The 15172-nt window shown below is 41.1% G+C and carries 14 protein-coding genes; 7 read left to right on the top strand and 7 right to left on the bottom strand.

The genetic code is table 11. The annotated features are described in order from the left end of the window. The first annotated feature begins 42 nt into the window (after nucleotides 1–42). From mutS to MZHIL_RS09740, 4 genes are read left to right on the top strand one after another with little or no spacing between them, the layout of a single operon-like run. Nucleotides 43–2688, top strand: coding sequence for a DNA mismatch repair protein MutS (gene mutS, locus MZHIL_RS09755; protein ID WP_013899213.1), 2646 nt, complete (start codon nucleotides 43–45; stop codon nucleotides 2686–2688). Then, nucleotides 2685–4460, top strand: coding sequence for a DNA mismatch repair endonuclease MutL (gene mutL / locus MZHIL_RS09750; RefSeq protein ID WP_394295823.1), 1776 nt, complete (start codon nucleotides 2685–2687; stop codon nucleotides 4458–4460). Before mutS ends, mutL begins: the two co-directional genes overlap by 4 nt. A gap of 46 nt (nucleotides 4461–4506) precedes the next feature. Beyond that, nucleotides 4507–5523: a cobalt-precorrin-5B (C(1))-methyltransferase gene (locus MZHIL_RS09745; protein ID WP_013899211.1), complete on the top strand. Its 1017-nt coding sequence runs from the start codon at nucleotides 4507–4509 to the stop codon at nucleotides 5521–5523. Next, nucleotides 5520–6107, top strand: coding sequence for a cobalt-precorrin-7 (C(5))-methyltransferase (locus MZHIL_RS09740; protein ID WP_013899210.1), 588 nt, complete (start codon nucleotides 5520–5522; stop codon nucleotides 6105–6107). Before MZHIL_RS09745 ends, MZHIL_RS09740 begins: the two co-directional genes overlap by 4 nt. 13 nt (nucleotides 6108–6120) lie before the next feature. Here the strand turns inward: MZHIL_RS09740 and cbiQ are convergent, their stop codons facing one another. The 4 genes from cbiQ to MZHIL_RS09720 form a co-directional block, all read right to left on the bottom strand. Beyond that, nucleotides 6121–6882 (bottom strand): cobalt ECF transporter T component CbiQ, encoded by a 762-nt coding sequence (gene cbiQ, locus MZHIL_RS09735; RefSeq protein WP_013899209.1) that lies wholly within the window; start codon nucleotides 6880–6882, stop codon nucleotides 6121–6123. Between the two features lie 25 nt (nucleotides 6883–6907). Beyond that, nucleotides 6908–7369, bottom strand: coding sequence for a hypothetical protein (locus tag MZHIL_RS09730; RefSeq protein WP_013899208.1), 462 nt, complete (start codon nucleotides 7367–7369; stop codon nucleotides 6908–6910). Nucleotides 7370–7382: 13 nt separating this feature from the next. Beyond that, nucleotides 7383–8003: a cobalt transporter CbiM gene (gene cbiM, locus MZHIL_RS09725; protein ID WP_013899207.1), complete on the bottom strand. Its 621-nt coding sequence runs from the start codon at nucleotides 8001–8003 to the stop codon at nucleotides 7383–7385. 144 nt (nucleotides 8004–8147) lie between these two features. Next, a complete protein-coding gene (locus MZHIL_RS09720; RefSeq protein WP_013899206.1) occupies nucleotides 8148–9578 on the bottom strand; it encodes a PGF-CTERM sorting domain-containing protein in 1431 nt (476 codons plus the stop codon). Between the two features lie 544 nt (nucleotides 9579–10122). On the opposite strand from MZHIL_RS09720, the gene MZHIL_RS09715 reads away from it, so the two are divergent. Then, a complete protein-coding gene (locus MZHIL_RS09715; RefSeq protein ID WP_013899205.1) occupies nucleotides 10123–11481 on the top strand; it encodes an energy-coupling factor ABC transporter ATP-binding protein in 1359 nt (452 codons plus the stop codon). Nucleotides 11482–11484: 3 nt separating this feature from the next. On the opposite strand, the gene MZHIL_RS09710 is transcribed toward MZHIL_RS09715, so the two are convergent. The 3 genes from MZHIL_RS09710 to MZHIL_RS09700 form a co-directional block, all read right to left on the bottom strand. Next, complete coding sequence (locus MZHIL_RS09710) at nucleotides 11485–12333, bottom strand: TIM barrel protein (protein ID WP_013899204.1); 849 nt, start codon at nucleotides 12331–12333, stop codon at nucleotides 11485–11487. Nucleotides 12334–12335: 2 nt separating this feature from the next. Then, nucleotides 12336–12668: a hypothetical protein gene (locus tag MZHIL_RS09705; RefSeq protein ID WP_013899203.1), complete on the bottom strand. Its 333-nt coding sequence runs from the start codon at nucleotides 12666–12668 to the stop codon at nucleotides 12336–12338. A 115-nt stretch (nucleotides 12669–12783) separates the two neighbouring features. After that, nucleotides 12784–13245, bottom strand: coding sequence for a phosphopantetheine adenylyltransferase (locus tag MZHIL_RS09700; protein ID WP_013899202.1), 462 nt, complete (start codon nucleotides 13243–13245; stop codon nucleotides 12784–12786). Between the two features lie 172 nt (nucleotides 13246–13417). Here MZHIL_RS09700 and radA point away from each other — a divergent pair, with 172 nt between their 5' ends. Both radA and MZHIL_RS09690 read left to right on the top strand, forming a co-directional pair. Then, nucleotides 13418–14395 (top strand): DNA repair and recombination protein RadA, encoded by a 978-nt coding sequence (gene radA, locus MZHIL_RS09695; RefSeq protein WP_013899201.1) that lies wholly within the window; start codon nucleotides 13418–13420, stop codon nucleotides 14393–14395. Nucleotides 14396–14444: 49 nt separating this feature from the next. Continuing rightward, nucleotides 14445–15128 (top strand): phosphoglycolate phosphatase, encoded by a 684-nt coding sequence (locus MZHIL_RS09690; protein WP_013899200.1) that lies wholly within the window; start codon nucleotides 14445–14447, stop codon nucleotides 15126–15128. The last annotated feature ends 44 nt before the right edge of the window (nucleotides 15129–15172 follow it).

Genomic DNA, 15172 nt, shown 5'->3' with positions numbered 1-15172 from the left:
TAATTTATGGAACCTATCCAATTCTAGCTGAGCGGTATCAAGATGAGTAAGCTAACACCTGCAATGAGCCAGTATTATCAATTTAAGAAGGAGTACAGTGACTGTATTATATTTTTCCGGATGGGAGACTTCTATGAAACTTTTGACCAGGATGCAAAGACGGTCTCAAGAGAGCTTGATATAACCCTGACCAGCCGGGGTAAGGGCAAAAGTGGTGAAAAGATGCCTCTTGCAGGAATCCCTTACCATTCCATTGATAATTACCTTCCCCGTTTGATAAAAAAAGGGTATAAAGTTGCCATATGTGAACAACTGGAGGATCCAAAAAAGGCAAAGGGTGTTGTGAAAAGGGGAGTTGTGAGAGTTGTTACACCCGGAACTGCCATTGATTCTTCAATGTTTGAGAATGCTGCCAACAATTATCTCATGGCAATATCAGGTAATGGAAATGATTTTGGATTATCTTTCTTTGATGTATCCACCGGAGAATTCCTGACCACTCAGTTTAGTGATTCACCTCCCTATGACAGGGTTGCAGGTGAGGTTGCCAGAATGAGTCCTGCAGAGTGTATTATTTGTCCCTCACTTGCCGAGGATCCGGACCTTTCAGAAAGACTGAATGAACTCAATATAGTGATAAATCATTTTGATACAGAGACTTTTGATCCTGTAAATGCAGAAAAGAATCTGAAGGACCATTTTAAGGTCAGTACCCTGGAAGGAATGGGATGTGAAGGGCTGACCTATTCAATATCTGCAGCAGGGGCTGCACTGGCATATGCAATGGATACCCAGATGAGGGAACTCGGGCATGTACATACCCTCAGAACCTATTCAGATTCTGATTTCATGATACTTGATTCCATAACCCTGCGAAATCTCGAAGTGGTAAGGAATGTCAGGGGTGAAGGAAAGAGCGCCACTATCCTGGGTGTACTGGACGACACAATGACACCTATGGGTAGCAGGATATTACAGAAATGGATACTCAAACCTCTCATATCAACCAGTGATATCAATAAACGCCTGGATGCAGTTGAAGAATTTACTCACAATACTCTGCTAAGGTACGATATCAGATCACATCTTTCCAGGGTTAGGGACATTGAAAGGCTTACAGGCAGGATAGTCTATGGTAATTCCAATGCAAGAGATCTTGTGGCACTTAAGAAATCACTGGAAGCTGTACCTGAAATCAGGTCTCTGCAAAAAGAGATGGACTCAGAAATGATTGTTTCCCTGACAGGCCAGCTTTATGATTTTTCTCAGCTGGAATCCCTGATTGATCTGATAGATTGCGGAATTGTAGATGAACCTCCTGTAAGTGTCAGGGATGGTGGCCTGATAAAGTCAGGTTACAGTACTGAGCTGGATGAAATAAGGGGTATGTCCAGGCATGGAAAAGAATGGATAGCCTCTTTTCAGAAGCGTGAAAGGGAGAGAACAGGTATAAAATCCCTTAAGGTAGGCTACAACAAGGTTTTTGGTTATTACATAGAGGTTACGAAAGCCAATTCGTCTCAGGTACCAGAGGATTATATAATCAAACAGACAATGGCCAATTCAGAGCGCTTCTATACTCCCGAACTTAAAAAATGGGAAGAGGCTATCATTTCAGCGGATGAAAAGATAACCACTCTTGAATATGAACTTTTTTCAGAAATAAACTCTAAAATATCAGATTATTCAAAGCAACTTCAGAAAACTGCAGATGTTATAGGTAAAATGGATGTTCTTTCAAATCTTGCAGAGATCGCAGTTAACAGGAACTATACAAGACCTGCCGTTACTGCTGACTGTCGAATACTGGTAAGGGATGGCAGGCATCCCGTAGTTGAGAGCAGTGTTCCCGGAGGATTTGTACCCAATGATACCGAGATGGATTGTTCTAAGAATCAGTTTGCACTGATCACTGGGCCAAACATGGCAGGTAAGTCTACTTATATGAGACAGGTAGCTTTGATAGTTATCATGGCACAGGCAGGATCCTTTGTGCCTGCATCCCATGCCTCGATTGGTCTGGTTGACAGGATATTTACAAGGGTTGGAGCCTTTGATGATCTTGCAAGCGGACAGAGTACTTTTATGGTTGAGATGGTAGAACTTGCAAACATTCTAAACAATGCAACCCCTAAAAGCCTTATACTTCTGGATGAGATTGGAAGGGGCACAAGTACCTATGACGGATACAGTATCGCAAAGGCAGTGGTTGAGTATATTCACAATAAGGACAGGGCCGGTGTAAGGTCCATGTTTGCAACTCATTATCATCAACTTACAGATCTCTCAGAGAGGCTGGAGAGGGTTAACAACTACCATATAGCTGTCAGAGAGGAAGGTGATGACCTTGTATTTCTCAGAAAAATAATCCCTGGAGCTACTGACAAAAGCTATGGTATACATGTGGCAAGGCTTGCTGGTGTTCCCCGCAGGGTTACCCAGAGGGCAAAGGAGATTCTTGAGGGTATTGAGAATGAAAGTTCACTTGGAGAAAAGGATAACGCAACCCGAAAAAGATCGGGCTATACCCAGCTGATCTTTGATATTGATCGAAGTTCCAGGAAACCGCAGATGTATGACCCGGTTGCTGATCGAATCAGAAATATGAACCTGGATGAAATGACTCCACTTGAAGCCCTGAATACCCTGAACGAGATTAAGAATGAATTAAACAGCAAAGAGGTGTGATCAGCTTGAATAATTCAGAATCCAGAATACATATACTGGATGAAGCAACCGTAAATAAGATTGCAGCCGGCGAGGTTATTGAAAGGCCTGCTTCTGTGGTAAAGGAACTGATAGATAATGCAATTGATGCAGGCTCTTCCCAGATAAGTGTGGAGGTTGAGGGGGCAGGTGCCGGAAAGATTATGGTATCAGACAATGGCTGTGGTATGTCAGAAAAAGATGCATCACTTGCTTTTATGAAACATGCAACAAGTAAAATAAAGGAAATAGATGACCTGAACAATCTCTCTACCCTTGGGTTCAGGGGAGAGGCACTATCCTCGATTGCTGCAGTAGCAAAGGTTGAGATGATAACACGCCAGAAGAACTCTGTGTCTGGTACAAAACTTGTTGTAACTAACGGAGAAATTGATGAAGTATCTCAGGTGGGGGCTGCTGTAGGCTCCAGAATATGTGTGAAGGATCTTTTCTATAATACCCCGGCTCGCAGAAAATATCTCAAGAGCAGGCGTACTGAGATCTCACATATAATTGATGTGGTGACAAAGCAGGCGCTTGCAAATCCGGGAATATCTTTCTTCCTGAAAAACGAGGGGAAAACGATATTGAAAGCTCCGAAAGCCAAATCCGGCATGGATACTATTATTCATCTATTTGGAGGTGATATTGCAAAGTCACTGATTCCGATAGAAGCTAAGAGCAATGGTATGAAATTATCTGGTTATATATCCAGGCCTGAGCTGACAAAAGGAAACAATGATCATCAGTTCATATTCATAAATGGAAGATGTGTCTCTTCTGCAAGTATCAGCAATGCTATAAGGCTTGGGTATTATACAAAAATTCCTAAAGGAAGGTACCCTGTTGCGTTCATAAAGCTGGATGCAGATCCAAAAAATATTGATTTTAATGTCCATCCCACAAAAAGCAAGGTACGCCTCAGCAATGAAAATGAGGTTATAGATTTTGTGAGTATGGCAGTAGAGAGTACATTATCCAGATCCGGTGATATACCGGAACCTTCAGGTAAAGGGGTGCAGTCTGTACTGGACAACACCTATTCAGGCATTCCCAGGAATGAAACTGTACAGGAGAGAAAACAACCTTACAGATATTCTGCAAGGGACACCCAGAGAAGGCTTAAAAAGAGTGAAAGACTGATATCTGAATCAGTTTCTGATGAAAATAGTAATGAAAACAATCTTCCTGACATTGAAGTAATGGGCCAGGTCGATGAAATCTATATTATCGGGAAGATGGAAGATCAACTTGTGATAATTGATCAGCATGCAGCACATGAGAGAATCTTGTATGAACAGCTTAAGGTAAAACCAAATATCTCATCTCAGGAATTGATCGCACCTGTGACACTGGACCTTAGTCCAAAAGAGAGAGCATTGGTCGAAGAATACATTCCGTATCTTGAATCTGCAGGGTTTGAGATATTTGAATTTGGACCTTCTACCTATGCGGTGAACGCAGTACCGGGAGTATCTGATGCGCTTGAGGATCCTGCTGTGATCCCTGATATAATCTCTGATATACTTTCTGCAGGCAGAATACAGGATGAAACCGGTATATCTGAACATATTCGAAAGACAATGGCATGCAGAGGCGCGATCAAAGCAGGTGCGGCATGCAGTATGGAACAGATGGTTTCACTGGTGCAGCAGCTTCGTAAGGTTTCGAATCCATATTCATGTCCCCACGGACGTCCGACAATCATATCTTTTGGAAAGGATAGGATGGACCGGATGTTTAAAAGAACATAATAAAAACTCGCTGGTTTTATATCTAAACAATTAGAATACAAAAAGCATGATTGATCCGGTAAATAAATCCAGGATTCCAGATGAGTGGATTGAAAGCTCATCCATGGATTCCAGTGAACTGATCGAAGGCATAAAGAATGGAATGCTGGTGGTCCTGAGTGACGGTTCTGTACTCAGAAGAGGCTATACCACCGGAACAACGGCAGCAATTGCTGCAAAAGCTGCAGTACTGTCAATAAAGCAAAAGATCAATCATGTTTCAGTCCCAACTCCCGTTGGTCTCAGGGCATGCATGGATGTAGAGGCCAGAGACGGTTTTGCTGTAGCAATAAAGCCACATAATGATCATGAATCTGATATTACCCGGGGACTTGAGTTCGAAGCACGGGCAGAGGAGGCAGATGATATAATCATCACTGCCGGTGATGGTGTAGGAATTGTTCACCGCGACGGTCTGCAGATAAAAAAAGGTCTACCTGCAATCAATCCTGTACCAATGAAGCAAATAAGGGATTCTGTCAGGGAAGCTGTGAAAGAAACCGGAATAAAGGGTGCACTGGTCAGGATCTCCCTGCCCAGAGGTGCAAAAATCGCAGAAAAGACCCTCAACAGCAGGGTTGGTATAGAGGGTGGCATCTCAATAGCGGGAACGACTGGTTTTGTGGAACCCTGGAATGATCATCTGGGTGAAATGAAGGATGATCTGATAAAGGAATCCAGCAAAGTTGTGCTGACCACAGGACGTATTGGAATACGCTATTCAACAATGCTTTTCCCGGACTATACAGTGGTACTTGCAGGAAGCCGTATTTCAGAATCTCTTGCAGCAGCTTCTGGTGATGTTGTGATATGCGGACTTCCAGGACTTATCCTGAAATGGGGTGATCCTGAAGTACTAAAGGACAGCGGTTATGCATCGGTGTCTGAGATGATAGAAAAGGAATTGGATGGTTCAAGGGTACGTAAGGCTTTTGAAAGAACGATTGAAAAGGCTAATGGTGCAAGGGTTGTGATTGTTGATCGTGATGGTACGGTATTGCTTGACAGTGGGGTGAAACATTGATCATTGTGGGTGTTGGTGTAGGCCCTGGAATGCTGACAGAGGAAGCAATAGAAACTATACGCAATGCATCGGTAGTATATGGTTCAAGACGTTCGATCGAAATGGTCTCAGAATACATTCAATGTGAGTCAAAACAGATCAGGGATTATACGAAACTCAATCTCCTTCCTGATGATGCGGTTGTTCTTTCCACAGGTGACCCCATGTTCTCAGGCCTTGGTAAGTTTGCCCGGAAAGGTGATCGCATAGTACCTGGCATATCGTCCCTTCAGATTACCTGTGCAAGGCTTGGAGTTAATATGGATAATGACCTTGCAGCAATTACCGCACATGGACGTGATCCCACCCCTGCGAAAAAATCATTTATCCAGGAACTTGAACTTGGAAAGACTATTTTTTTATTGCCTGCAGATTCCTTTGGTACACAGGAAATTGCAGAGATATTATCAGATAAGTTAGTAAACTCAAAAATATGTATATGTGAGAACCTGGGCTATTCGAATGAGAGAATTGTATGCGGAACACCGTCTAATCCTCCAGAGCCCGAATCTGGATTGTATTGTATCATGGTGATTCCTGAATAAGGTTATGATTCACTCAGGTTAATAATGGGATCAGCTGAACCGAGACTGCAGTTGCGAGCATTACTGCGGATAATATGTAATCCTTAGTAATCATATTGAAACTGGTGAATAGTCTGGGATTTCCAGTATATCCTCTGGCTATCATGGACCTGTATACCCTTTCTCCTCTGTCATAACTTTTTATCAGTAACATCCCTACCATATTTCCAAGCACTGAGAGACTGTACATATTGAGTTTTAAATTAAATCCTCTTGCATACATGGATCTTTTAAGAGTATGCAGTTCGTCCAGTATTACGAAGATATATCTGTATGAGAAGGTTATGATCTGCACCATGACACCGGGTACCTTTAACATGTACATGGCTTTTATGATCTCATCAAACCTGCTGGTTGCAAGCATGAGAAATGCAAGTATGAGTGCTGCTATTGCCCTGAAAAAAATGAGACTGCCTATATCGATCCCTTCCTGTGTTATACTGATATAATGCAGGTCAAGCAATGGTCTGCCTTCAACAGTAAAGGCCATTACAACAATGATCGTAAAAATGAACAGGGCAGGAAATCGAAGATATCTGAACACAAAAACTGGCGGAATCTTTGATATAAATATCATAGCGATTGAAAAAAGGACCGCAAATATCGCAATGATCAGCTCAGGTATAAAGGCAAAGGAAAAGATAAGGGCAGTGAATGTGACCACCTTTGCTCTTGGGTCAAAGCTATGCAGAGGTGAATTGAGAGATGAATATTTATCAATTCCAGGATAGCTCATTCACTTGCACCTTCATCAAATATATTCAATCCTGCTGCTTCATTTTTCTTGCAGATAAAAGCATACCAAACCCTGCAAGACCCAGCATGTATCCCAGTCCTGCAATTATTCTTGTAACAGTATCAAAGCCACCTGAGGAATGTAGCTGTCCTGCACCACCTTCAACGTTTATGGTTGCTTCTTCCTGATGTCCCCAGTCATCATATATCTTGATCCTGTATTCCTCATATCCTTCGACAGGCTCAAAAGTATATATTCCCTGTTCATTTAGTTTATCTTCAATATATAATTCTTCACTGCCGTCTTCATCTATAGTATAGATAGCTATATTTCCAAATGACATACGTTCAGCTTCACTGAAATATCCTTTTACTTCGATCTCTACTTTCTGTGTAACATCCATATGTACAGCATGTGCAGATACAGGTGCTGTAAAAAATATGGATAGTATGCAGAGCAATACTAATGGGATAAGCAATTTCTTCATATTGAATACACCTTTATTTCTTCATTTGTACTGGTAGAAGTTCTGGTTTTACTTTTGCAATATATGCAACAATTGTTCCTGTAAGGATCCCTTCTATTAATATCAGGGGCAGATGTGCTACAGCAGCAACCTGTGCAAGCCCAAGAAATTCCTGCCCTGTTGAAATAAGTACTATTACAAGCAGCAGTGCTGAAAGACCTATTGCAAGTCCTCCGCAAACCAGGCCAAGGAGTTTCTCTGAAATCCCTCTATCATATCCTCTTTTGAACAGATAGAATACAATTATTGCAGGTATGCCCACAAGTGCTGCATTTATTCCTATTGTTGTAACCCCTCCATGCTGGAAAAGGAATGCCTGAAGTATGAGGCCAACAAACATTGCTACATAGGCCATTGGCCCGAGTACAATTCCTACAAGCCCGTTAAGCATCGGATGTACGCTTGTGGGTCCCATGGGAAGGTGTATCAGTGATGCAACAAAGAAAGCAGCGGTCATAACTGAGAACTTGGGTATTTCCTCTACCATATCAGATTCTTTCATTTTCAATCTGAATGTCACCAGTAAAAAGATAATGGTGATTGCCCATCCGGCGGCAATCACAGGTGCTGACAGTACGCCGTCTGATATATGCATATATTTTCCTCTTCTGTGTTTATCGATGGAGTAGTTATTTACTTAGAGTTATAATATTAATACTTTGCATTGGGGAAACAAATATTACCCCAATGGGTAATTTAAAAATAGGATCAGGGATTTAAAATCCCTGAATTTGATTGTTTAAAGTTTTCTGATCAGGAATGCCACTGCAAGCAGTCCGGTAATGGCAAATATGGCTTCAAATCCAGGCATAGACTCTGCCTGAGATTCTTCTGGAATCTCCTCTGCAACTGCGTGTCCCTGATAGTCTGCATGATTCATCTGCACCCATTCATCAAACAGCTGGCTGAAATCATCCAGTTTATGCTGCAGCGCATGCATGTCATGGTGTACCTCATCTGCATGATGTTTATGTGATTCCGGAGTGATATCATCCAGTTCATGTGCAAGGCTGTTTAAAGAAACAACAAGGCTTCTTAAATTTGTCATTTCGTTCCTGGCTTTATCGACCTCTCCATCATCGATGTAGTGTCTGATATCATGTGCAGACCGGTCAATTTTATGTGACAACTGGTGCACTTCTTCAGCAACGTCCCTTATTTCGGGATCAAGTGCTTCATCGTCTGCAATATATTCAGATTCATCATGGATGTTCTGGGCCAGAGCTCTTATTTCATTTCTGATTTCCAGTAATCTTTCATTTATTGGCACATCACCGGAATCTGCATTGGTCTCTTCAGTATATTCACGGTCACCAATATATGTATAGAACAGACTTTCAAACTTCTGGAAAACATGCTGCAGATCGTGCAGGTCATGGTGAATTTCATCTGCATGCTGTTTGTGTGATTCAGGTACTTCATGGTCCAGTTCATGTACAGGTCCATTCAGTTCAATTATAAACGATTTCAGGTTATCAAGTTCTGCTTTAGCTTCGTTATAATTTCCATCATCGATGTAGTGTCTTATATCATGTGCAGATCTATCGATCTTATGGGCCTGCTGGTGTATCCATTCTGCCAGATCTCTTATTTCAGTATCAAGGGACTCATCATCTGCTATGTATTCTGATTCATCATGGATGTCCTGGGCTATGGCCCTGATCTCATTTCGAAGTTCCAGAAGCCTATCTGTCAGAAACTCATAAAAGAGTCCTTCAAAATCCTGATATTTGCGCTGCAGGTCATGTAGGTCATGGTGCACTTCATCTGCATGGTGTTTATGTGATTCCGGAGCGATGTCATCAAGCTTGTGCACAGGATTGTTTAAATCTATTATCAATCCTTTAAGGACCTCTAATTCTGCCTTAGCTTGATTATAATCTCCATCATCGATGTAGTGTCTTATGTCATGTGCAGATCTGTCTATTCTGTGTGCCATCTGATGCACTTCTTCAGCAACGTCCCTTATTTCGGGATCAAGTGCTTCATCGTCTGCAATATATTCAGATTCATCATGGATGTTCTGGGCCAGAGCTCTTATTTCATTTCGAATATCTAAGAACTCACCACTCATTTCATTTAGCTCTTCATCTGTATGTGCTGATACCGGCATACACAGTAAAAGAAGCACTGCACAGGTTATTGCAACTATTTGTTTTGTTATTCTCATGAATATCACTCTTCTTTAATATGTTTAAAAAATATTCTGGGTTTATTCATAATCTCCAACTTTGATATCAATAAATAGCACTTATATTGTGTAATTGATTACTAAGTAATATTGTAGTATTTAAAAATGCTCAAAAAGCTCATAATCATTATCCTTGAAGATAACTGCTTCCGGAACAAAGAAAAAGATTGTCCAGATTTGCAAATTTTGTATTAATAATTGTTAAAAAAAGACAGTTTTTCTTTATTATCTGAATGGGGGTAGTTTATTTTTCAGCATGCTTCACAATATATTTATATAACTGAAGGTTTATACCAATCAACTTGTTATAAATCAAATTTGCTTGTTTAAAATTATCTTCTATTGTACTAAAAAGAAGATCGATAAGTGACAGATCATGTTCAAAGGATGCCATTAATGGCATTATATGATATCTGTATGTGTCCTGTCTATCAGTGCATGAAATCTGATCTGGATATCAGAACAGAAATGATCTTCTGATAGTGATGGAAGATTTTATAATAATTACCTGAGGTATCATATAATGATGATTCTGGAAACAAATGACCTTAATTACTCCTACATGGATGGCAGCCCGGGTGTCAGGGACGTCAATATTGAAATCAAGAAAGGTAAGAAAGTGGCTTTTGTAGGCCATAACGGATCAGGTAAATCCACTCTTTTTCTTCTTTTAAACGGTACACTCAAGCCAGAGACAGGTGAGGTGCTATTCAATGGAAAGCCTATAAAATACAATTCAAGATCCCTCCGGGAGATCCGGAAGAACATTGGAATCGTTTTCCAGAACTCCGATGATCAGATATTTGCACCCACTGTTTATCAGGATATTGCTTTTGGACCTGCAAATCTTGGATTTTCAAAGGAGAAAACTGAAAGGCTTGTGGATGGTGCTCTGGAATATGTTGGATTAACACATCTGAGAGAAAAGCCTCCACATCACCTGAGTGGGGGCCAGAAGAAAAGAGTTGCTATTGCCGGTGTTATCTCCATGGAGCCTGAGATCATAATACTCGATGAACCTCTTTCAAATCTTGATCCAATGGGTGCCGATGAGATCATGGATCTTCTCAATGAACTGAATGAAGCCGGAAAAACAATCCTGATTTCAACCCATGATGTGGACCTTGCCTATAGATGGGCAGACTATGTATACTTCCTCTCAAAGGGTACAATTATAGGGGAAGGGCCGCCTCAGAAAGCATTCAATGAACCTGAACTCCTAAAAAGGGCACACATGAGACAGCCGGTTACACTGGAGATATATCATGAGATGAGGCGCAGAGGCCTTGCGGTAGGGGAAAAATCTCCTGCAAGTGTCCTTGAGCTTGTAGGGACCCTGAAGCCTCCTGAACTTATGTGGGTTGATGTAACCCCCGGTACAAAGGTAGGCGATTCTCTAAATCTTGGAATAATGTATGGAGAATTTGCAGAACATTCTCCATATGAAGCAGTTAATGCAGAGGTGGTCTACATACATGATGATGGCCGCGCCATTGTTGAAATGAAACGCCATGGAATTAAAGCAGGCGGTATCATTATCTTTGATGTTGAGTACTATGATCCTGCCGGGATACGCCAGCTAATAAAGAGTGCTGATATCGAGATTGTAGGTGCAATGGGTAAGAAAAGTAAAATAATTGCCGAAAATGATGGGATATATCTCAATGTAACATCCAGTGTCATAGATAAGTCCATTTTGATGGCTCTGTGTGGTAAAAGATGCCTGATACTCACAAACGGTGGAATGGTGGATCATGCAAAGAGTAGAATTGAGCGATATGCTCACAAGAGTGGTATTGAACTGAATGTAAGTATCATAGATGGAAGCAACAATCTGATGGAAAAAGGAAATATCAAGGAGAAATATAACGTTATTACCTGATCCTCATTGCTGTTTTTTGAGTTCCTGATATTTGTTTTTCAAGATCATAGCATCGGTTTCAAGGTTTGGGCTCTCGCATATTACCAGACCCTTTATATCGAATTCATGGAATGTTCTCAGAAGGTCCATATAATTAAAATCCGCATCCTCAAGATTTAGATGTTTTTTTTCTCCGCCATTCCCATATTCAATGCCGGATACGTGCATGTGCAGATTGTCAAGTCCTTCTCTTCCCAGAAATTCTTCTGTCATGGTCATCACATTATAGAATTGCTTATATGAATTGACCTTTCCTTTGCTTCTTGCATAGAGATGGGAAAAATCAATACATGGCAGCACACCTTCAATTTCTGCACTCAGCTGCAGTATTTCATCAATTGATCCAAACTGAGTTCCTTTGCCAGTACTTTCTGGTCTTAGTGTAACATTGATCCCTTCATCATCAAGGATTGTCCTGATCTCAACCAGCATCTGTGCAACTTTCTGGTATACCTTTACAGGATCCGTTTTCTGGTAATATGCAGGATGGAATACAATAGAATCCGCACCACATAATGCACCGATTCTGGCAGATTTGTATATCCTTTCTATGCTGCTTTTGACCTTATCTTCTTCCATTGAGTTGAGATTTATGTAATATGGGGCATGAACACTGAGCTTTACATTTTCAGACCGGGATGTGTCATGTATCTTTCTGGCTGTCTTTTCACCCATTTTGACCCCACGCACAAACTCCAGTTCCATACAGCCCAGACCCAGTTCATGAATCCTTCTAATACCTTCAATACTGCTCTTTTTTCTAGAACTGTGGGGTGTTCCTGCCGTACCAAACAGGAGTTTACTATGAGCCATTGTTAGATTATCCCTGCATGTCTTTTGAGCTCACTGGCCCTTTCGGAAGATATCTTTTCTGAGATCACATCCATCAAAGCGTCGATGTCCCCGGGATCAAGTGATCTGATATCTTCCATGTCTTTTAGTGCAAGATCCACAAGATAATCAAGTTCCTCACTGCTAAGTTTGTTGAGCCGATTTTTAAAATCATCAGAAGACTGTGCTATTCTGTGCGATATGGGCCTTAGTATATAGGGATACTGATGACCCATGGCAGATGTTGTGTTTCCTCCGGTCTCAGGAGCTAGCTTATTGAATATTTCAATATCTTTGTTTGTAAACTTTCTTCCCATACAATCTATTTCTGATTTTAAGATGTTTATATCTTATGTTCCTGACATTCAGTCAGATATTTTTTAAAACTTTCAAAAATCGAATAAATAGAGAATTGAACAATGTGAATGATAATTATTTCAGCAATCTTCCATGAGCGTCAATTATTCCCTGGCTAATGCGTGTTGAAGAGATCGGAAGTCCGTCCTGGCCCATTACATAGTCGATTCTGATGATCTCAATTGGCTTATAGCCTGAATTAATTCTTAAATCATTTATTTTTAAAGCCGTATCATAAGTTTCAGGTGATACCACAATGCAGTCGTAATCCTCTTTTAGTGTGAGTCCGTAGGGATTATTCAATTCATATATGTGGTAATCAGTCTCTGAGAGTGATGAATCACTGATATATCTGATCAGTAAGTTTTTACGGGTATTGTAGTCACTTACTCTGCGATCAGGTCTTCGGGCCATTCTGTCGGATGTGATCCCTATATGAACTTCACCATCGGATGCAAGTTCAAAGGCTTTATTGATGAGCTTTTTGTGCCCATCGTGAAGGTATTCAAATGTTCCGCCTACTGCTACCTTAGCCATTGATTTGAGAAGGTGCTGCTATGAAATAAGTTTTTGGATGGATTGATCCTTCACTGCTGAGAAATTACTTTCACTGTCCTAAGCTTATGTATATATAGATGGAATAAGTTATCAGGCTTTGCATAAATAGTGCACCGGATATAAGCATGTGCACCAAATGGAGTTATAACCTATGTCTGAAATGTCTTTAGAAGATCTGGATCATGTTGGACCAGCAACAGCTCAAAAGCTAATAGATGCTGGTTTTAATACAATTGAAGCAATAGCTGTTGCATCACCTGCTGAAATAGCTACCAGTGCAGATATTGGAGAGTCAACCGCTGCAAAGATTATCAACGCAGCAAGAAAATCAGCTGATATTGGAGGATTTGAAACAGGAGATATGGTACTGGATAGAAGAAAACTTGTTGGTAAACTTACAACTGGGTGCACCGAGTTCAATGAAATGCTTGGCGGAGGCGTTGAAACCCAGTCCATTACTGAACTTTATGGGGAGTTTGGTTCTGGAAAAACACAGGTTGCCCATCAGCTTGCTGTCAATGTTCAGCTTCCAAAGGAGAAAGGAGGTCTGAACGGCTCTGTAATAATGATAGATACTGAGAACACATTCAGACCCGAAAGGATTGCCCAGATGGTGGATGGCCTTTCCCAGAAACATGGGGAGGATTATGATCCTGAAGAGTTCCTGAAACATATCCATGTGGCACGTGCCTACAATTCTAATCATCAGATATTGCTTTCAGATTCTGCATCAGAGCTTGCCAATGAACTTAAGAATACAGAAAGGCCTGTAAGACTTTTCATAGTTGATTCTTTAACAGCACATTTCAGGGCAGAGTATGTGGGCAGAGGTACACTGGCAGACAGACAGCAGAAACTGAACAAGCATCTGCATGATCTCCAGCGCCTGGGTGATCTCTTCAATGCTGCCGTGATAGTTACCAATCAGGTCATGTCAAAACCGGATGCGTTTTTCGGGGATCCCACCAAGCCTATTGGAGGTCATATTCTGGGACATACTGCAACTTTCAGGCTATATCTGAGAAAATCAAAGGGTGATAAGAGAATTGTAAGACTTGTAGATTCTCCCAACCTTCCTGATGGCGAATCCATAATCGCTGTCACAACTGAAGGGTTGCAGGATCCATGAAAGGAAAAATGAAAGCAAATCATATATTTTATGTATGTAATTGATATTTATGGTTTTCAAAGCTATTGTAGTGGATATTGACGGAACGATCACCTATCCTGACAGAAGGCTTGATTTTACAGCAGCCGAAAAACTTCGTTCATTGAAGGTACCTGTTGTTCTTGCAACTGGAAATATACTGTGCTATGCCCGTGCAACCTCTAAGCTTATAGGACTCAGTGGAGCTACAATTGCAGAAAATGGCGGTATTTTTTCCACTGCATACGACAATAAGCCACATATTGTTGAAGGGACACTGGAAGAATGTGAAAGGGCAGTAGAGTACCTTTCAACTTTCTTTGATATAACCCGACTTGATGCTGAGTACAGAAAGACCGAAGTTGCCCTTAGGAGGGATTTTGATGCATCAGAGGCCCGCCGGATTCTCAGGAAGGAAAAATTTGAAGTGGAGATCATTGATACCAATTATGCAATTCATGTGAAAAACAGCAGGGTGGATAAGGGTACCGGCCTGATTGAACTGGCCCGGCTTCTGGATTTTGTTCCCGGGGATTTTATTGCAATCGGTGACTCTGAAAATGACAGAGAAATGCTACAGGTATCAGGATTTGGAATTGCAGTATCCAACGCAGATGTTGATACAAAAAAAAATGCAGACCTTGTCACATCCAGAGCCTATGGAGAGGGTACATCTGAAGCGATAGATTACCTGATATCCAAAAAAATGATATAAATTTTGAAATGAGGTCAGAAATTTCTGACCTTAAACTTTTTGTA

Source organism: Methanosalsum zhilinae DSM 4017, from assembly GCF_000217995.1.
Taxonomy (GTDB): domain Archaea; phylum Halobacteriota; class Methanosarcinia; order Methanosarcinales; family Methanosarcinaceae; genus Methanosalsum; species Methanosalsum zhilinae.
The sequence above is the reverse complement of the archived record's forward strand: the minus strand, read 5'-3'. Positions and strand labels throughout refer to the sequence as shown.